The organism is Vibrio sp. ED004, assembly GCF_023206395.1.
Taxonomy (GTDB): Bacteria; Pseudomonadota; Gammaproteobacteria; order Enterobacterales; family Vibrionaceae; genus Vibrio.
Genome location: NZ_CP066149.1, coordinates 2,787,145 through 2,806,062, shown reverse-complemented (window position 1 = coordinate 2,806,062; position 18,918 = coordinate 2,787,145). Strand labels below are relative to the sequence as shown.

Here is an 18,918-nt window from a genome sequence, read left to right as displayed (position 1 = left end):
CTCAGTGCTCATAATGCACAGGCACAGCCAGAATATAGCCGTTACCACGCATGGTTTTGATGTAGTGAGGATATTTACCACTGTCGCCTAATCGGCTTCTCAGGCGACTTAGCTGTACATCAATACCACGTTCAAAAGGCAGCGCTTCACGGCCTCTAGTGGCGAAAGAGATAGTATCTCGGTCTAACACTTCATTAGGGCGAGTAAGGAACAACATTAACAATGAGAAATCACTGCCCGACAAGTCCATCTCTTCTGAGCTTTCATTGTGAGAAATTCGATGAGCGAGCGTATCGAGCGTCCAGTCACCAAAGATGATCTGCTTTGGCAACGCATCACTCGGTTTGTCATCGACGACTTGAACGCGGCGCAGTAATGCTTTGATACGCGCCATTAATTGACGAGGGCTAAACGGCTTAGCGATATAGTCATCTGCACCAATTTCCAAGCCAATGATCTGGTCGGTTTCATCCGATACCGCAGTCAGCATGATGATCGGTACATTCGATTGTTTGCGGACGCGCTGACACAAAGTAAAACCGTCATCACCGGGTAGCATCACATCAAGAAGGATCAGGTCAGGGTAACCTTGGCTTTGCAGGTGAGTTTCAAGTTCAACACCATCTCCAACAGAGGAGACATCGAAGCCTGATTTTGTGAGGTACTCTTCCAGCAGCTCGCGGATTTCTTGATCATCATCCACCACGAGAATTCGACTATTTGTTGGCATCGCCCAAACCTATTAAATTTACAACTTATTCACATAGTCTATAGGCAGGTTGAGCATTTGATTATTGATATGTTTGTAAAATTAGAAGAACAAACAGACAGAGATCACAACTAAGTGACCTCCATCCACTCGTTTGAATAGGCGAATCGATTTACGACGAGCAGCTGATCTCCATCGCTTTACCCCACTCAGGTGGTAACGCGGCAAGATGTTCGTAGTCAGGGTGTTCCGCATAAGGATCGGCTAGTACCACCATCAATGCGTCAATATCACTGCTATCACCACGCTCGGCTTTATCTATCGCAAGCTGAGCTAGGTAGTTTCTGAGGATGTATTTGGGGTTTACCTGCCTCATATTTTCACAGCGCTCTGCCACTGAACTCTCTTCTAGTTCACAGCGTTGCAAATAGTTATCCAGCCATAGTTTTGCGGCATCACGATCGATAACCAAATCAATCACCTCCTGCGCAGGCAAGGTATCTAGGTTAGACAGCGTTCTAAAGAACCTTGGGTAATCGACTTTGTTTTGCGACATCAATTCGAACATAGATTCAAACAAACGGCTGTCGCCTTCATGTTTTGCAAGCAGCCCAAGCTTTCTACGCATCAACTGGCTGAAATAACCGTTCATTTGTGGCTCATACTGTTCTAACGCTGCCTCTAAATCAGCTTTCTCCACCAGCGGCGACAGAGAGTGAGCCAGAGCTGACAGGTTCCACAATCCAATTCTAGGTTGTTGATTAAAGGCATAACGACCTTGGTAGTCGGAGTGATTACAGATCAACCTCGGGTCATATTCATCTAAGAATGCAAACGGGCCGTAATCAAACGTTTGTCCAATAATCGACATGTTATCGGTATTCATCACCCCATGAGCAAAGCCATTTGCTTGCCACAACGCAATCATCTCTGCGGTACGGTCAACAATCTGATTAAACATAGCAGCGTAGGGCTTGTCTTCATCAAGGCATTCAGGGAAGTGCCACTCGATGACTTTATCAGCCAACAATTTATGCTCGGCCAACTGATTGGTATAAAACAGATGTTCAAAGTGACCGAAACGAATGTGTGACTCAGCAGCACGCACCAGCAATGCGCCCCACTCTTGCTTCTCTCGATAAACTGGTGTGTCACTGGTCATCATAGCCAACGCACGTGTCGTTGGGATATTAAGCCCAGCCATCGCTTCACTACATAAATACTCGCGCACCGTTGAGCGAATCACGGCGCGCCCATCCCCCATGCGCGAATATGGCGTTTTACCTGCTCCTTTGAGGTGTAAATCGAACGTTTCACCACTTTTCGCGACAACTTGCGCTAATAGCAGACCTCTGCCATCACCTAAATCAGGATTATATGAACCAAATTGGTGGCCTGCGTATTTCATTGCTACAGGTAAAAACTGCTCTGGTTCAACGTTGCCCGATAAAGTTTCAAGCAACTCCTCAGAGACGTCCTCAAATGACGGAAAGCCGAGTTCACTCGCAAGGTTTTGGTTCCATGCAAGCCATTGGACATTATTTAAAGGTGTAGGTTGAATTGGGGTATAGAACAGTCGAGGTAACGTCGTAAATCGATTGTTAAATGAAATTGAATCCCAGACAGACATGAGAGATACACTGTAGGTAATAGATAACTTAAGATTATCACAGTTTGATAACAACTTCAGATCAGGTTAAACAATGAATCTATTTGAAGAAATGGGATAACACGTCAAAGCGATTATTCAGGGAAAATGGTTAATCAGAGAAAGGTACAGCGAGAAAAGGTTAAGTGGCTAGCCTGATGAGAAAAGCCACGTTTATGAGATAAAGAGTTCTGACTTTGAAGACTTTTTAACAAGTGATTTCATAATAAAAACTGAAAATATAGAGCCATTAAGCTGACTACATTAGAGCAAGAATACCCACTAGAGAAAGGGTAGAGAAAATCCAAGTGCGGCTGATAACGCCAAAGTTACTGTGTTGAATCATTTCTTGATGCTGCATATGTCTCTCCTTGAGAACGTGATGGTGTAACTACAATATATCGGCTTTTCACCAAAATCAGCAAGCACATTAATATTAACCTTTTATGACAGCATTAAGAATTTTCTGTAACTATTCAGCCCTCTGATAAATCAAAAAGTTATGCTCGGCTTGTCGTCGAAAGCAGCGCGCCAGCACCAATAAACACGCCCCCTGTAACACGATTGAAAACCTTAGCTCTGCCTTTCGCAAACAGCCAGTTTGAAGACTTCGCACCTAAATACGCGTACACCAACAGCCAAGACAACTCCATCACAGCAAAGGTTAAAGCAAACACCGCAAACTGGGGAAGCAAAGCGAGTGACGGGTCGATAAACTGAGGGAAAAGTGCGGTAAAAAACAAGATCGCTTTCGGGTTACTCGCGCCAACAATAAAACCACTTAAGTAGTGTTGCACCGCGCTTTCTTTAACAAGTTGAGAATCGGTTTGTTGACTGGATAGATCGTCGTAATCTTGCTGGTTAGAACGTAAAGACTTCCAGCCAAGATAGATAAGATACGCAGCGCCTGTCCATTTAATGACATTAAACACCACTTCCGATGAAGCAATGATCACCCCTAAGCCTGTGAACGATAACGTTAAGATTCCAGTGATCGCCGTTAAGCTACCCAGCGCAGTAAATATTGATAATTTAAAACCCGATTGCACACCTTTGGTCATGCACAATAAAGAACTGGGGCCCGGCGATGCCGTTAAAATCAGTACTGCCAACAAATAATAAACCCATGTATCAAAGCTCATCGCGAATTCTCCTTAACTCACTAAAACGGCTAAACATTAGCCACCAATATGTAATAGCTATTCATATTAGGCAACTAAATATTGAACATTATTTATTCTGCGTTGATGACTTAACCCCAAAACTAAGGCAATAAAAAACGCCATGCATTGCGGCATGGCGTTTAAATTAAAACGTTTCAAATAGAACGTCTTACTAAGTACTAAGCTAAAAACTAGCCATCATTACCTAGTCTTTGTAGATAGAGAACTCGTCAGCGCAAGCCACTAGCTGCTCGCGAGTGATCATGAATACACCGTGACCACCGTTTGAGAATTCAATCCAAGTGAATGGAATCTCAGGGTACTGATCCATCATATGAACCATTGAGTTACCCACTTCACAGATCAGAATACCATCATCAGTTAGGTAGTCTGGTGCATTAGCTAGGATACGGCGAACCAATTTCAGACCATCAGTACCCGCCGCTAAGCCAAGTTCTGGCTCATGAGTAAACTCATCTGGCAGGCTGTTCATATCTTCTTCGTCCACGTAAGGCGGGTTAGATACGATCAGGTTGTATTTCTCTTTCGGCAGATCACGGAAAAGATCTGAACGGATTGGGAACACTTGTTGCTCCATGCCGTGATCTTGAACGTTCTGCTCAGCAACTTGAAGTGCGTCAGTAGAGATATCAATCGCGTCTACTTCAGCATCTGGGAATGCATGAGCACAAGCGATAGCAATACAACCACTGCCCGTACACATATCCATGATGCGAACTGGCTCTTCAGTTAACCAAGGTTGGAATTGAGCTTCGATCAGCTCACCAATTGGAGAACGAGGCACAAGAACGCGCTCATCAACGAAGAACTCAAGGCCACAGAACCAAGCTTTGTTGGTCAGGTAAGCCGTTGGTGTACGATCATTAATACGCTTGATCACACGCTCAACGATACGCAGACGTTCACTGCTCGTTAGACGAGAGTTCATTACATGCGAAGGAACATCAATCGGCAGATAAAGAGTAGGTAAGATAAGTTGTACTGCCTCATCCCACGCGTTATCAGTGCCGTGACCATAAAATAGGCCAGCTGCGTTAAAGCGGCTAACAGTCCAACGAATCACATCTTGAAGCGTGTGTAGTTCTGATACCGCTTCTTCTACAAAAATCTTATCCAAAATTGTCTCCGAAAAGCGCTACAATACTGCTAATTACGTTTCTAATTAGAATTCATAACCTGATGAGCAAAAAAGACACCGACTTCGATGACGATTTCGCCCTATTCAACGATGCAGTAAAGGGCGTTAAAAAGTTGCAACAGGATACCATAGTCCAGCAGCCAAAAAGAAATGCCAAGCAAAAAGAAATTACTCGAACGGCAAGACAAGCCAGTGATAGCGAGTTTTATTTCTCAGATGAGTTCATTCCACACCTTAGCGAAGACGGCCCTACACGTTATGCGCGTGATGATGTCTCTAAATACGAGGTGAAGCGCCTGCGTCGTGGTGTCTACGTACCAGACGTGTATCTCGATATGCATGGTATGACTCAGCAAGAAGCCAAACGTGAGCTTGGAGCAATGATTGCGCACTGCGTAAAAGAGAGCGTGGCGTGTGCCTGCGTTCAACACGGCATTGGCAAACACATCCTTAAGCAGAAGGTGCCTTTGTGGTTAGCACAGCACCCAGACGTGATGGCTTTTCACCAAGCGCCATTAGAATTTGGCGGTAACGGTGCGTTGCTGGTACTGCTTTCGATTCCTGAGAAGTAATGCTGGTTTGCAAATCGCTTCATCACCAAAAACCAAAAGGGCATCTCAAATCATTGAGATGCCCTTTTCACTTTAGCCTTCCAATTAAAAGGTTTTCTTCACCTTCACTATGGATTGATGTTCCAAAGTAACTCACCTTTCTGTGTTTCAAGGTTAAAGTCGATGCAGGCTAGGCCTGACGTTGGGAACATCGGCGGAGCCATACCAGTGGCAAATTCTGCTGTTAGGTAGCCCACTAGAGGTAAATGAGAAACAAATAAAATGGTCTCTAGTTTTTCTACTTCAGCCATTGCCAAGGTCAAATCAAACACATCGTCGGACATTCCATAAGGCGTAATATCATCACAGGTTTCTACTTTCGTGCCAGAAAACGCCTGAGAGATCTCTAACCACGTTTCTTGTGCCCTTAAATATGGGCTCACCAGCACTTTATCGAATTGACTAATCCCCTGCTCATTTGCAGCTTGTGCCACTGCAAGAGAAGCCATTTTCCCGCGCTTGGTCAACGCTCGTTCTGCATCCGAATCCGCAAAATGTTCTGCTTCACCGTGGCGCATAATGAATATTTTCATGTTCAATCCTGTCTTCGTAACATGTCGAAAGTCGATATATCCCATATATCAGCGAAACGCTACTTAGGTTTGGCTCTCAATCCAGAGAAACCGCAGTCAATATAAATAATTATATCAAGTCACTTGCCAAAGAGTTCGACTTTCTTAACAATCTTGTTAAAAGAAAATAAATTACTGATAAAAATCGATAAAAGTGATTTAGAAATCGCCAAAAAGCACTTCATATCCCAAAATATGATTACAAGGTTTGCACGCCGAATCATCGGGTACATAATTTAAAAACCACCTTCTCTGGAGATGCTCCTGTGCACTTAAGCCCAAATGATGAACATCAATACCGTTACATAACCTTAAATAACGGGTTACGCGTACTGTTAGTTCAGGACCAAAATTCTCAAAAAGCAGCAGCCGCATTAGCCGTTAATGTGGGGCACTTTGATGACCCTACAGACCGAGAGGGTTTAGCTCACTACTTAGAGCATATGCTATTTTTGGGAACTGAAAAGTATCCAAAGGTCGGAGAGTTCCAAAGTTTTATCAGCCAACATGGTGGTAGTAACAATGCTTGGACGGGAACAGAGCACACCTGCTTCTTTTTTGATGTTGAATTGAATGCGTTTGAAACCGCACTCGATCGCTTCAGCCAATTTTTCACTGCTCCCCTGTTCAACGAAGAAGCATTAGATAAAGAACGCCAAGCCGTTGATTCAGAATATAAGATGAAACTCAACGACGATTCGCGACGCTTGTACCAAGTTACCAAAGAACTGGTGAACCACAATCACCCATTCTCGAAGTTTTCTGTCGGTAATATCGATACGTTGGGCGACAGGAATGGCGAGACGATTCGACAAGAGATCTTATCGTTCCACCAGCAACAATATTCTGCAGACCTAATGACACTCACGCTGTCTGGCAATCAATCCTTAGATGAGATGCAAGGCTGGGTTGAAGATCGCTTTAGCTCGATTACCAATCACAACCTACAAGGCAAGAAGGTGGAAGTACCGATTGTTGGCGAGTTGAGCACAGGCGTTCAAGTGCACGTCGAGCCGATAAAGGAAGTGCGTAAACTCATATTAACCTTCCCTATGCCAAGCATGGACGAGCACTACGGCGTTAAGCCTCTGTCGTTCTTTGCACACCTTTTAGGTTATGAAGGCGAAGGCAGTTTGATGATGCAGTTGAAAGAGAAAGGTTGGATTACTTCTCTCTCAGCAGGTGGCGGCGCAAGCGGCAGTAACTACCGTGATTTCACAGTCAGTTGTTCATTGACCATCGAAGGTTTAACCAAAACCGATAACATCATCCAAGCGGTATTCCAGTACATCAAGTTGATTGAACAACAAGGTATTGAAGAGTGGCGTTATCTAGAAAAGCGCGCCGTTTTGGAGTCCGCTTTCCGCTTTCAAGAGCCAGCAAGACCACTTGATGTGGTGAGTCATTTGGTGATCAACATGCAGCACTACCAAGAACAAGACGTAGTGTATGGCGACTATAAGATGTCGCACTTCGATGACGAATTACAGCGTTCTTTGCTTCCCTACTTAACCGTCGACAATATGCGCGCGACCATTGTTGCCCAAGGTTTCGAGTATGACAGAGAAGCGAAATGGTACTTTACGCCCTACTCTGTGACACCTTTTAGCTCAGAGCAAACCCAATGCTTTATGTGCATCAATCCCGGTTGGAAATTTGAGCTACCAAGCAAAAACCCGTTTATTTGCTATGACTTGGATCCTGCAGAGCTCGAAGGTGATGCTAAACATCCACAACTGTTAGAAGAGTTGGACGGATTTAAGCTATGGCACCTTCAAGACCATCAATTTCGAGTACCGAAAGGTGTGGTGTATATCGCTATTGATAGCCCGCACTCAGTGGCTAGCCCTAGAAACATCGTCAAAACACGCTTATGTGTAGAGATGTTCTTAGATTCTCTGGAAAAAGATACCTATCAGGCTGAAATTGCAGGTATGGGTTACAACATGTATACCCACCAAGGTGGAGTCACGCTGACGCTGTCTGGATTTAGCGAAAAGCAGCCACAACTGCTCAATATGATCCTTGAACGCTTCCAAGCACGCGACTTTAGTCCAACACGCTTCGAAACAATTAAGCATCAATTACTCAGAAACTGGAATAACGCGTCACAAGATCGCCCTATCTCGCAGCTGTTTAATGCAATGACAGGTATCTTACAGCCCAACAATCCTCCTTATGCGGTGTTGATTGAAGCGCTAGAAACGATTGAAGTCGATGAGTTGTCGTCATTCGTTCAGTCTATTTTGGCTGAACTTCATGTTGAGATGTTTGTATATGGCGACTGGAAAAAAGCCGATGCACATAAGATGGCTGAGACGCTAAAAGATGCCCTACGTGTTCAAGACCAAGCTTATGAAGAGTCACTGCGACCATTAATCATGCTGGGTGAAAACGGCAGCTTCCAACGTGAAGTGGTCTGTAATCAAGATGATTCAGCTATCGTGGTTTACTACCAATGCCCTGATATTTCACCTCAGAATATCGCGTTGTACTCATTAGCTAACCACCTTATGTCGGCCACTTTCTTCCACGAAATACGCACAAAACAACAACTTGGATACATGGTTGGCACTGGCAATATGCCGCTAAACCGACACCCAGGTATTGTGTTGTACGTGCAGTCTCCTAATGCGGCTCCAGCTGATTTGTTAGCTTCAATCGATGAGTTTCTCAATGCCTTTTATATGGTGTTATTGGAGCTGAATGACTACCAATGGCATAGCAGTAAGCGTGGTCTCTGGAATCAGATTTCAACTCCCGATACAACATTACGAGGCCGTGCTCAGCGCTTATGGGTTGCGATTGGCAATAAGGATGGGGAGTTCAACCAGAGAGAGCGTGTGCTTGAAGAACTCAAGGGGCTCACTCGCTCTGACATGATGCGTTTTGTGGTCAGCCAGCTCAAGCCACGCACGGCCAATCGTTTGATTATGCACGCTCACGGTAATGCGCATCAGGACGAAGAGAAGCTGTCGGCGGGTGTGGAAATAGGCTCTATTGATGAGTTTCAGCTGCGCCCGAAAGATACTGAGCTTGGCTAATAAGAGTTTATAAGAGTCAATAGGTTGATGTGAGAGCATCAACCTTTTTTATTGGGTGAAGCACAAAAGCAGATCTCCTATTACGCTCCTTCGTCGCTTTAGGAGATGACGGTAGTTTTGATTACTATGCATTTAGCTACAATCTCCCTATTCACACTAATAGCTTACTTTCTATCTCTCTTTAGTCATTCCCAAGAGGGAGGAACGACCGAGTTGGGAAGCTCCCATACCGACCAGCTCTACCAGACAGAACACATTACTCTCCCCCGTCATTCCCGAGAAGAAAGAGTGACTGGCTCAGGAATCTTACAAACCACACGATACTATCTAGTCGAATATTCCCCCCTCTCTTATCATTCTCTCGATGTAGAGACGACTGAATCAGGAAGCCTTCGCACCACTCAATATTTCGCGGTCAAACACATTACTCCCCGTCATTCCCGAGAAGGAAGAATGACTGAGTCGGGAATCTCATTCCTTTCGCTCGCCCATTAAACAGAAAAAGCCCGCATCAATAGCTTGATACGGGCTCAATAATTAGCGTACTAGAGAGTTACTTGTAAAAAGACTCATCCAGACCAGCTCGTGTCAGTAGGCCATCACATGGCGCAAAACGATCGCCGTACTTCTTAGCGAAGTCGTTCATCATCTCAACCAGTGACTTAATACCGATTTGATCCATATAACGGAACGGGCCACCTAGGAACGGAGGGAAGCCGATACCGAAAATAGCACCAATATCGCCATCTCTCGGGCTACGGATAATGCCATCGTCTAGACAACGAACCGCTTCGTTGAGCATTGGTAGCACACAACGCATTGCGATGTCGTTGTCACTGAGCTTAGGTTCAGGTTGCAGCTTAAGCAGTTTGTAAACTGACTTATCGACTTCCTTCTTCTTACCTTTGTAGGTATAGAAACCTTTACCACTCTTACGGCCTTTACGATTGTCGTTCAGAAGAATGTCGAACACATCAGGACCTTGGAAACGATCGCCTAATTCATTAACCAGAATCGGAATGATCTTCGCACCGATATCAACACCCACCTCGTCTAATAAGGTGATAGGACCAACCGGGAAACCGAAGTCCAATAACGTGCTATCGAGTTTTTCAATCGGCTCGTTCGCTAGTAATAAGTGCGCGGCTTCATTCATGTACGGAGCAAGAATACGGTTCACATAAAAACCTGCCGTGTCTTTAACAACAATCGGCGTTTTACCTTGTTTCTTCGCTAATGCCACCACCGTCGAGATTGTCTCTTCTGACGTTGTTTCATGAGGGATAACCTCAACTAGCGGCATTTTCTCTGCAGGGCTGAAGTAGTGAAGACCGACCACGTTTTCCGGTCGTTGCGCTTTCTCTGCAATCTTATGGATTGGTAGCGAAGATGTGTTGGTCGCGAAGATCGTTTCTGGCTTGGCATTTTCTTCAATGTCTGCAACCATCGACTGCTTAAGGTCGAGATCTTCAAACACCGCTTCGATTACTACGTCAGTATGGTTGAAGCTCGTAAAGTCGATACCACCAGAAAGCTGAAGCATCTTACTTTCTAGGCCTGCACGGCTCAGAATACGACGCTTACGCTGCTTATCGAACAACTTGTAGTTGTAGTTAAGCGCATTTAGCACGCCTTCATTTGATACGTCTTTGATACGCACAGGTACTTTCGCTTTAGCCACGCTCACATGGCTGATACCTGCGCCCATAAGACCGCCGCCTAAAACGCCAACACGCTTAACCGCTTTCGGCTCTGCATCTGCACCGTGTTCTTTCTTCATTTCAGTCGTTGCAAAGAAGATTGAACGAAGGGCTTTTGATTCAGAAGTCATTACTAACTCAGAGAAACGCTTCGCTTCGTACTGAAGACCTTTTTCAAAGCCGTTCTCTAGACCATAACGAATCACATCAAGAATCGCGTCAGCTGCTGGGTAGTTACCACGAGTTTTCTGGTTCGTCTTCTTCGAAGCTTGTTCAAAAATCACTTTGCGGCCAAGGCCATTACGCGAAATCAGTTTCTCTTTAGTCGAAGCTTGGCTTTTAGACGCTAGACGCTTACCTTTTTTGCTGCCCGTATTCTTTTCAACAAAGCTTTTCGCCACTTCAAGCAAAATAGTATCTGGCACACAAGCATCCACAACACCAAGCGATTTCGCTTTCTTAGCGCGAAGCTGTTTACCTGTGAGAATCAGATCGAGCGATGGTAGCAAGCCAATCAAACGAGGCAGACGCTGCGTACCACCAGAACCCGGTAATAAGCCTAACTGCACTTCTGGCAGGCCAAGACGTGTCTTATCGGAATCGGTACATACGCGGTAGTCACATGCTAATGCGAGCTCTAAACCGCCACCGAGACATGGGCCATGAATTGCCGCGACGACTGGATAAGGAAGATCAGACAGCGCTTGGAACATCTCTTGACCTTGGCGAGCAAGAGACTGCGCTTCATCAGCGGTTTTACACGCATCCAGCATTCGCACATCAGCACCAGCAATAAAGTTATCTGGCTTAAGAGAATGAACGATTAGGCCTTTAACTCGGCTCTGCTTTTCTTTTAGCTGCTCGAAGATGGCTTTCATTTCTTCCGCAAAAGCCGCTTGCAGTGTGTTCATTTTCTCGTTTGGCACATCGATCGCTAGCCAAGCAATATCTTGGTCATCGATGTTAAGAGAGAATGCCGTCGCTTTCTTTTTGGTTGATTCAGTCGCAGACGTTGAATCTGGTTGAGCGACTGTTTCTTTTTCTGTTGTTGCATCAAGAGTCGTAGACATTATTCTACCTCCAAGATCATTGCTGCACCTAAACCACCAGCTGCACAAGCTGTGTTCAGTGCCAAGCCGCCACCGCGACGTTTCAGTTCACGTAATGTTTGAGTCATCATACGCGCGCCAGTTGCTGCAAACGGGTGACCATAAGCAATTGAACTACCCAGCACGTTGAACTTCTCCATATCAATCTCACCGATCGCTTTGTCGCGGCCAAGATTTTTCTGAGCAAACTCGTCACTTGCAAACATTTTTACATTCGCCAGCACTTGCGCCGCGAATGCTTCGTGCATCTCAATCAGCGTCAAATCTGACAGTTCTAGGCCTGTATTCTTCAATACTTGAGAAGTCGCGTAAGTCGGGCCCATCAGCATATCTGTTTCAACACCAATGGCTGAGAACGCGTAGCCACGAATATAACCAAGCACTTCTAAGCCTAGCTCTTTCGCTTTACCTTCGCGCATCAACATAACCGCAGCGCCGCCATCAGTAAGAGGTGTTGCATTGGCTGCCGTTACGCTACCGTATTTTCTATCAAATGCAGGACGCAGCTTGGCGTAGCCTTCAACGGTTGAGTCGTGACGAATGTTGTTGTCTTCCGCTAGGTATTTTTTGCAAGGCGCCGGGAATGCCGTCATCACTTCATCTTTAATCTTGCCTTCTTTCCATGCTTGAGAAGCCAAAGAGTGAGAACGGTGAGCAAGTGCATCTTGAGCTTCGCGAGTAATACCGTGCGTCTTCGCCATCTGCTCGGCGGTTTGACCCATGGATAGACCAGTCGAGTATTCAGCAACGGCTGGCGGTACTGGCATAAGGTCTTTCACTGAAAGGGTTTTAAGAATCTTCAGCTTTTGCCCCATGGTCTTGGTTTTGCTCAGCGCTAATAAATTTGCCGCTAACTTTTTCGAAACACCGATTGGCAATACAGAAGACGAATCCGCACCACCCGCAATGCCGACATCAATCGTGCCCGCCATAATGCTCTCGGTCACGTTGACTGCCGCTTGGAAACTGGTCGCACACGCTCGTGTCACACTGTAGGCATCGGTATTGATATCCATACCTGTGCCCAACACGATTTCACGCGCGATGTTTGGTGCTTCTGGCATCTGAACAACTTGGCCGAAGACGACTTGTTCAATAAGCGCAGGATCGACATCAGTTCTTGCAAGCATTTCGCTCACAACCATTTTGCCTAAGTCGACCGCAGGCACTTGACTAAATTCTGTGCTCTGACGAGCGAATGGGGTTCGTAATCCAGCGACAACGGCAACACGTTCTCCAGAACGCGTTTTGACTTCCTGTTTGCCCATGGTTTCTCCTTAAAGTTAAGAGGTCTGACCTGAAGCATTGTAAAGAAGTTGTTAATTAAATCAAACAAGCGTTTAAATAAACGTGATACGAGTATCTCACTGTTTGAAAATATAACTGCACATTCAGGCGAACCTTTTTGGGGGTAAGGTTGTCGTAAGAGACTAAACTATTGTAAGCAAATACTGTTATCGCTTTGTAGAGATTGGTTTTCTTGAGGCAAAAAAAAACCACACAAAGCTGTGTGGTCGGAATGTGTATAAAGCAATTAACTTGACGCCAATTGAAATAATCAGTTTCCTGATTAGGAGAAAGTAAAGTCAGCCTTCAAAAGGAAGTGTCGTCTTGCTCAACATGCTAGCCACGAATGACTAACTAGACGACAAGGTGTACTATAACGGGTTCGACGCCTTAGATTTTGAAGTAGATCAATTTTAATGTGATTTTACGATTTCCTGCCGATCGTTAGATCTAAAAACGAAACAGAATATAAAAACGAAGCACAACGTGTAGAGGACAGCTATACGCAGAGCAATTATGGAGGCTCGTGTGTCAATAATAAAAATGTTTGGAAAGAAAACAGCCAAGCGTCCGGTCAACTCTGATATGGACAAACAAAGAAAATACGAAGCACTCGTGCGTGCCTATCATCGTGACCTCTTTCGCTACGCCTATTGGTTATGTAAAGACAAAAGCATTGCCGAGGATTTAGTGCAAGAGACTTGCCTTCGTGCATGGAAGTCACTCGATAGCCTACAAGATGAAAAATCCGCGAAATCTTGGCTGATTACCATCTTGCGCCGCGAGAATGCTCGACGTTTTGAACGCAAACAGTTTGATCTAGTTGATATCGACGATCATGGTAACGATGCTAGTGTCAGTGATGACCCGCACCATCAGCACCTGTGGTTGCAAGCTCAGATCATGAAACTTGAAATTGATTACCGTGAGCCTCTCTTCTTGCAAGTGATTGGTGGTTTTAGTGGTGATGAGATCGCAGATATTCTCGAACTCAACAAAAACACGGTGATGACACGTTTATTCAGAGCTCGAAATCAGTTGAAAGAGATGCTGGATACAGAAGAGGCAGAGAGGGGGCAACATAATGGATGATTTGGAATTTCGTCGTCGTGTATTGTCGGAACCTAAACAGCGTACACAAGATATTATTGATGCGGCAGCAAACAGCGAAGCCAATAGTAACTTCTTAGACGATGTACTATCGCTTGATAAACAGATCCACTCTGCGATGAACGTGGATGTGCCAGACGATCTTGCTGATCGCATTCTATTCAATCAGACCTCAAGCGAAGAAAGCAAAGTGGTAAGGCCGACGTTTGCGAGACGTGCAATGGCAATGGCTGCCTCAGTGGCATTTGTTGCTGGGTTATTAGTTGGCCAAGTGAATTGGGGAAATGCATTCGTTTCACCCGCTCAAGCGAGTTTGGTTGATACCGCGATGAAGCATGTTGTTGATGAAAAGAGCTTTGTGAGCTCCATCGATGAACAGGTCACATCGCAGCAGATCAACGCAAAAATGAATCCATTTGCTTTTCAGTTTGATGATGCTTTCCCATACCACGTTTATTACCTAAACCACTGTGGCTTTGGTAAATCCAACGCGGTACATATGGTCTTCCAAGGCGCAGAAGGCAAAGTAACACTGTTTTTAACCGGTATTCCGACAGACAAACCTATCGACTTTGATGAAAAAGGCATGTCCGGCTCGGTAACACCCGTCGATGGTAGCAGCTTAATCCTTGTGGGTGAAAATGGTGAGGATGTTTCCAAAATCGCCGAAAAGCTGACAAAAATGATCAAACCGATGAGCTAATTCGCTCTTAAAGCCCCGTCACAAAAGGCCCAGCAATTATATTACTGATATTGCTGGGCTTTATTTATAAATAAACCGGAAAACCATTCACCCCACCAATACCTCTAGAGTTAAAACTCTAAAAAACAGCATTTCGCACCATTTTCGTGCCAGATAGGCGTCATTTCCATAATTTTCCACTCAAAATTTCCAATGGTCGGATTTGTATATCGTATACTTGCGAATAGGATCAGCCACCATTGAGCAATTGCTCAAATTAATCGCCCTGTAGAGGCGGATATATAAAGGAATAAATGAATGACTACCAACAACACGCGTCTGTTTAAAAAGTCTCTTTTAGCAGTAACAATTACACTGGCGTCTTCGCAAGCGATGGCAGCAGGTTTCCAACTTAACGCACAATCAGCAACCGGCATCGGCCGTGCTTTCGCTGGTGATGCTGTTATCGCAGATAACGCGTCAGTAATGGCACGTAACCCTGCAGCAATGGCACTATTTGATAGTGTTGAACTTTCTCTTGGTTTTGAAAGCATCACTTCGATGATCGAAGTTAAAGATGCGAAATACTACCCAGGTGGTATTACCGCAAACCCTAATGCACCCTCAGCTAATTACGATGATGCTGGTGACACATCAATCGCGCCAAACATTCACCTGATCGTGCCTGTTAACGATAAATTCGCTTGGGGTGTGAACGCATACTCAAATTTTGGTACGAAGACTGAATTCTCTGCAGACTACGCAGGTAACGAGTTTGGTGGCCTAACAGATGTACAAAGTGTTAACTTTGGTCTTGCTGGTTCATACCGTCTAAACGAACAATGGAGTTTTGGTGCTGGCCTTGACCTTATCTACGGTAAAGGTGAGCTTCAGCGACCAAACCCTCTTGGCCAGCCAGGTGATGCTTTAAATGTTGATGCTGACGGTTGGGCGCTAGGCTTTAACGTAGGTACAGTATTTGAACTAGATGAAAACAACCGCTTCGGCTTAGCGTACCACTACTCTCCAGAGCTTGAAGCTAAAGGCGATATTAGTTACACAGGTACTGAATATAAGAACGATACCTTGTTAATGCCATTGCCAGACCTACTAGAGTTCTCTGGTTACCACCGCATTGAAAATACAAAATTTGCAGTACACTACTCTGTTCAATGGATCGGCTGGAGCTCATTTGACAAGCTAGAAGCTAAAGATGCTGGTGTATTAAATGACTACGAATGGCAAAATGGTATGCACTACGCTATTGGTGGTACGTACTACCTAAACCAAACTTGGACATTACGCGCAGGTTACATGTACGACACAAGCGCACAGGATGAGCTAACTTCAATCTCTGTTCCTGACTCAGACCGTCAGTGGTTCTCAGCAGGCTTTACATACCACCTAGATGAAAAGTCAAACATCGACTTTGGTTTCACTTACCTGATGGGTGATGATGTTGACGTGAACGAATCGACAGAATTTGGTCCAATCACCGTTTCATCTATTTCTGGTACGACTCATGCCGATGCTATCCTTCTAGGTCTACAATACAGCCGTAGCTTCTAATATAAGCTAGGTCATAAATATCCAAAGGGTCGCTTTATGCGACCCTTTTTTATAGCCTAGGTTACTGACCCACATCAATTTAAGCTTACAGCTGTAGCCTGGAGGGGCCATATATGACTACAAGTGTACGCTCAAATTTCGCAACACAGACGAAACATTCAGACTATTTACCTAATAATCAGTCACAATTGCTCATTAAATCCCTAAAACACTGTTTTATTCGAATTTCATTTTTAAAGTAATGACTCTAAAAGTAGAATCACGCCACTAAATACTTATGATTCAGCGAACATAATAATGAAAATGAATAAGACTCTTCTATCTGCAGCAGTGGCAGTTGGACTACTTTCGACTTCTACCGTAACTCAAGCGGCAGGTTTTCAGCTTGCAGAATACTCGGCAACAGGTCTTGGCCGTGCATATGCTGGTGAAGCAGCAATGGCTGACGGTGCTGACGCGCAATGGCGTAACCCAGCAATGTTGACTTACCTAGAAGGCACTCAGGTTTCTGTTGGCGCTATCTATGTTGACCCAAACATTGATATCGACGGCACATCTACTTCAGTTGGTGGTGCTTCAACGACTCCATCAAATTCAAGTGATTTCGCTCACAGCGCAGTGATCCCAAACTTCTATGTTTCTCATAAGTACAACGAAAAATTTGCTTTAGGTTTTGCTGCAGGTACTAACTACGGCATGGAAACAGATCTAGGTAAAGACTTTGGTGGTGCTAACCATGGTAACGAAGCAAGTGTTACCACGATGGAGCTGAACCTAAACGCAGCTTACCAAGTACTTGAAAGCGTATCTATTGGTGGTGGTGTTCGCTATATCATGGCTGAAGGTAGCTTTGGTGCTATTGCTAGCCCTCAATCTCCGTTAGCTGGTACCACTTTAAAGTACATGGAAGGCGACGATACTGCATGGGGATGGCAAGTTGGTACAGCTTGGCAGATCAATGAAAATAACCGCCTAGGCTTTACCTACAAATCGGAAGTAGACCTAACACTTGAAGGCCACGCTAACGGTGTCGCTTTTGATGCTGTTGCTGGCGCTTTAGGTTCTCCAGTGAAGTCAAAATACAACGGCTCAATGGAACTAGCATTACCAGCTACCGCCGAACTTGCAAGCTTCCATCAACTATCAGATAAAGTCGCTGTGCATGCGAGCGTAAACTGGACTAACTGGAGCAGCTTTAAAGAGCTAGTGGCTGATATCCCTGAATTTGGTCCTGCGCGAACCCAAGATATCAAGCAAGAAAACTGGGAAGACAACTACCGCTTTGCTGTAGGTACTACTTACCAAATGACGCCTAAGTTAGCTCTACGTTCTGGTATTGCATACGATACTTCAGCTGTAAGCGAAGAGCACCGTACAGCAACTATCCCAGAAACAGACCGTACTTGGTTGAGTATTGGTGCTGGCTACCAATGGTCTGAGCGACTAACTCTAGATGCTGGCTTCACGTACATTCTAGCTAAAGACGCAAAAATGGTTGAAGATGACGCAAGTTCTGCCCCATTTGGTGGTGACTTCGAAGGTGAAGTAACAGGTAGCATCTGGCTAGTTGGTATCCAAGCTAACTACCGCTTCTAATCTGTTTGACTTAATTTGAAGTCATACTAATTGAAAAGGCTCGATGTTGTTTCCAACATCGAGCCTTTCTTTTACCTGTTATTCAGGGGCTTCTATTTAGTAATCTTCTAAATAGCCATCAATGAAGTCTTCTTCATCAAGGTCAACCTCTTCTGGTTCAATCTCCGCTTTAAAGTCACGACGTTGAATATAAACATCACGCGTTAAAGCGTATGGATCCGGAGAGTCATCTAACAAGGCTTCTTGCGATACTAACTGAGCTCGAGTTTCCATTCCCTCAAATGCCCACTTGCCTAGACTCGCCCAAAAGTTCAAGAAAGACAAAGGTACATACAAACCATCGACAGTTTCAGTTACTTCACGTGTTGTTAATGGGCCATAACCCGGCACCATGAAGTACGGTCCATTCCCTACTCCATAATGGCCAATCGCATCAGAGAACGACTTGTCATCGTATTTGGTGATCCCTGCTTCGCTGGCAATATCGATCAAGCCTAACAAACCAAAAGTCGAGTTAATCCAAAAGCGGTTAAAGTGGTCGAGTGCTTTCTCGCCATTGCCCATAATGAGGTTGTTCACCATGCTTGATGGCTCGTCTAAGTTGGCTAGAAAATTGGAGATACCAGAACGAACCGGTACAGGGGTGTAGTCAACATAAGCGAGAGAAACAGGACGAACCAAGTAAGGGTCTAGATATTCGTAGTTGATATCCCACATCGCTCGGTTGAAGCCTTCAAAAGGATCATTTGGGTGGGACTCTTCGACGTATTCAGAGGTTTCGAAATTATCATCGTTAACGCTCTCATCTGGTGCGCTAGAGCAGCCCACAGTCAAGCTTGCGATAAAGAGTAAACTCGAGAGTCTTAAAACACTGATAGACATATCACCTTTTCCATAAGGAATTCAAATAATAAAAAAGGCCAGCAATCGCTGGCCTCAATTGTTTAGCTAAGTCTATA

Annotated in this window: 14 protein-coding genes; 6 read left to right on the top strand and 8 right to left on the bottom strand. The window is 44.8% G+C overall.

Annotated features, from left to right (window positions below; genetic code table 11):
- Nucleotide 1: 1 nt before the first annotated feature.
- The 4 genes from ITG10_RS12670 to prmB form a co-directional block, all read right to left on the bottom strand.
- The gene (locus ITG10_RS12670) at nucleotides 2-730 is read right to left on the bottom strand and encodes a response regulator transcription factor (RefSeq protein WP_017633134.1); all 729 of its coding nucleotides are present in this window, start codon (nucleotides 728-730) and stop codon (nucleotides 2-4) included.
- 151 nt (nucleotides 731-881) lie between these two features.
- Nucleotides 882-2,339, bottom strand: a complete 1,458-nt coding sequence (locus ITG10_RS12665) for a protein adenylyltransferase SelO (RefSeq protein ID WP_017633133.1) — start codon at nucleotides 2,337-2,339, stop codon at nucleotides 882-884.
- Between the two features lie 518 nt (nucleotides 2,340-2,857).
- The gene (locus ITG10_RS12660; protein ID WP_017633132.1) at nucleotides 2,858-3,499 is read right to left on the bottom strand and encodes a LysE family translocator; all 642 of its coding nucleotides are present in this window, start codon (nucleotides 3,497-3,499) and stop codon (nucleotides 2,858-2,860) included.
- 226 nt (nucleotides 3,500-3,725) lie between these two features.
- A complete protein-coding gene (gene prmB, locus ITG10_RS12655; RefSeq protein ID WP_017633131.1) occupies nucleotides 3,726-4,658 on the bottom strand; it encodes a 50S ribosomal protein L3 N(5)-glutamine methyltransferase in 933 nt (310 codons plus the stop codon).
- Nucleotides 4,659-4,720: 62 nt separating this feature from the next.
- Here prmB and smrB point away from each other — a divergent pair, with 62 nt between their 5' ends.
- Nucleotides 4,721-5,251, top strand: a complete 531-nt coding sequence (gene smrB, locus ITG10_RS12650) for an endonuclease SmrB (RefSeq protein WP_017633130.1) — start codon at nucleotides 4,721-4,723, stop codon at nucleotides 5,249-5,251.
- A 107-nt stretch (nucleotides 5,252-5,358) separates the two neighbouring features.
- On the opposite strand, the gene sixA is transcribed toward smrB, so the two are convergent.
- On the bottom strand, nucleotides 5,359-5,823 hold the full coding sequence (gene sixA, locus ITG10_RS12645; RefSeq protein WP_017633129.1) for a phosphohistidine phosphatase SixA: 465 nt from the start codon (nucleotides 5,821-5,823) through the stop codon (nucleotides 5,359-5,361).
- 305 nt (nucleotides 5,824-6,128) lie between these two features.
- Here sixA and ITG10_RS12640 point away from each other — a divergent pair, with 305 nt between their 5' ends.
- Complete coding sequence (locus ITG10_RS12640) at nucleotides 6,129-8,906, top strand: insulinase family protein (protein WP_248386423.1); 2,778 nt, start codon at nucleotides 6,129-6,131, stop codon at nucleotides 8,904-8,906.
- 553 nt (nucleotides 8,907-9,459) lie between these two features.
- Here ITG10_RS12640 and fadJ read toward each other — a convergent pair.
- Nucleotides 9,460-11,676, bottom strand: a complete 2,217-nt coding sequence (fadJ, locus tag ITG10_RS12635; RefSeq protein WP_017631745.1) for a fatty acid oxidation complex subunit alpha FadJ — start codon at nucleotides 11,674-11,676, stop codon at nucleotides 9,460-9,462.
- Nucleotides 11,676-12,983, bottom strand: a complete 1,308-nt coding sequence (fadI, locus tag ITG10_RS12630; protein WP_017631746.1) for an acetyl-CoA C-acyltransferase FadI — start codon at nucleotides 12,981-12,983, stop codon at nucleotides 11,676-11,678. The genes fadJ and fadI overlap by 1 nt, the downstream gene beginning before the upstream one ends.
- Nucleotides 12,984-13,545: 562 nt before the next feature.
- Here fadI and ITG10_RS12625 point away from each other — a divergent pair.
- From ITG10_RS12625 to ITG10_RS12610, 4 genes are all read left to right on the top strand, one after another.
- On the top strand, nucleotides 13,546-14,094 hold the full coding sequence (locus tag ITG10_RS12625; protein WP_017631747.1) for a sigma-70 family RNA polymerase sigma factor: 549 nt from the start codon (nucleotides 13,546-13,548) through the stop codon (nucleotides 14,092-14,094).
- Complete coding sequence (locus tag ITG10_RS12620; protein WP_017631748.1) at nucleotides 14,087-14,815, top strand: DUF3379 domain-containing protein; 729 nt, start codon at nucleotides 14,087-14,089, stop codon at nucleotides 14,813-14,815. The genes ITG10_RS12625 and ITG10_RS12620 overlap by 8 nt, the downstream gene beginning before the upstream one ends.
- Nucleotides 14,816-15,112: 297 nt before the next feature.
- Nucleotides 15,113-16,363: an outer membrane protein transport protein gene (locus tag ITG10_RS12615; RefSeq protein ID WP_017631749.1), complete on the top strand. Its 1,251-nt coding sequence runs from the start codon at nucleotides 15,113-15,115 to the stop codon at nucleotides 16,361-16,363.
- Between the two features lie 297 nt (nucleotides 16,364-16,660).
- A complete protein-coding gene (locus ITG10_RS12610; RefSeq protein WP_248386422.1) occupies nucleotides 16,661-17,959 on the top strand; it encodes an outer membrane protein transport protein in 1,299 nt (432 codons plus the stop codon).
- 96 nt (nucleotides 17,960-18,055) lie between these two features.
- On the opposite strand, the gene ITG10_RS12605 is transcribed toward ITG10_RS12610, so the two are convergent.
- Complete coding sequence (locus ITG10_RS12605) at nucleotides 18,056-18,841, bottom strand: VacJ family lipoprotein (protein WP_017631751.1); 786 nt, start codon at nucleotides 18,839-18,841, stop codon at nucleotides 18,056-18,058.
- Nucleotides 18,842-18,918 lie beyond the last annotated feature (77 nt).

Bases quoted from the DNA above. Each gene is read 5' to 3' on its own strand.
- ITG10_RS12665 (WP_017633133.1), bottom strand. From the start codon at position 2,339: ATGTCTGTCTGGGATTCAATTTCATTTAACAATCGATTTACGACGTTA.
- ITG10_RS12615 (WP_017631749.1), top strand. From the start codon at position 15,113: ATGACTACCAACAACACGCGTCTGTTTAAAAAGTCTCTTTTAGCAGTA.
- ITG10_RS12620 (WP_017631748.1), top strand. From the start codon at position 14,087: ATGGATGATTTGGAATTTCGTCGTCGTGTATTGTCGGAACCTAAACAG.
- smrB (WP_017633130.1), top strand. From the start codon at position 4,721: ATGAGCAAAAAAGACACCGACTTCGATGACGATTTCGCCCTATTCAAC.
- sixA (WP_017633129.1), bottom strand. From the start codon at position 5,823: ATGAAAATATTCATTATGCGCCACGGTGAAGCAGAACATTTTGCGGAT.
- ITG10_RS12605 (WP_017631751.1), bottom strand. From the start codon at position 18,841: ATGTCTATCAGTGTTTTAAGACTCTCGAGTTTACTCTTTATCGCAAGC.
- ITG10_RS12670 (WP_017633134.1), bottom strand. From the start codon at position 730: ATGCCAACAAATAGTCGAATTCTCGTGGTGGATGATGATCAAGAAATC.
- fadJ (WP_017631745.1), bottom strand. From the start codon at position 11,676: ATGTCTACGACTCTTGATGCAACAACAGAAAAAGAAACAGTCGCTCAA.
- fadI (WP_017631746.1), bottom strand. From the start codon at position 12,983: ATGGGCAAACAGGAAGTCAAAACGCGTTCTGGAGAACGTGTTGCCGTT.
- ITG10_RS12660 (WP_017633132.1), bottom strand. From the start codon at position 3,499: ATGAGCTTTGATACATGGGTTTATTATTTGTTGGCAGTACTGATTTTA.
- ITG10_RS12625 (WP_017631747.1), top strand. From the start codon at position 13,546: ATGTTTGGAAAGAAAACAGCCAAGCGTCCGGTCAACTCTGATATGGAC.
- ITG10_RS12610 (WP_248386422.1), top strand. From the start codon at position 16,661: ATGAAAATGAATAAGACTCTTCTATCTGCAGCAGTGGCAGTTGGACTA.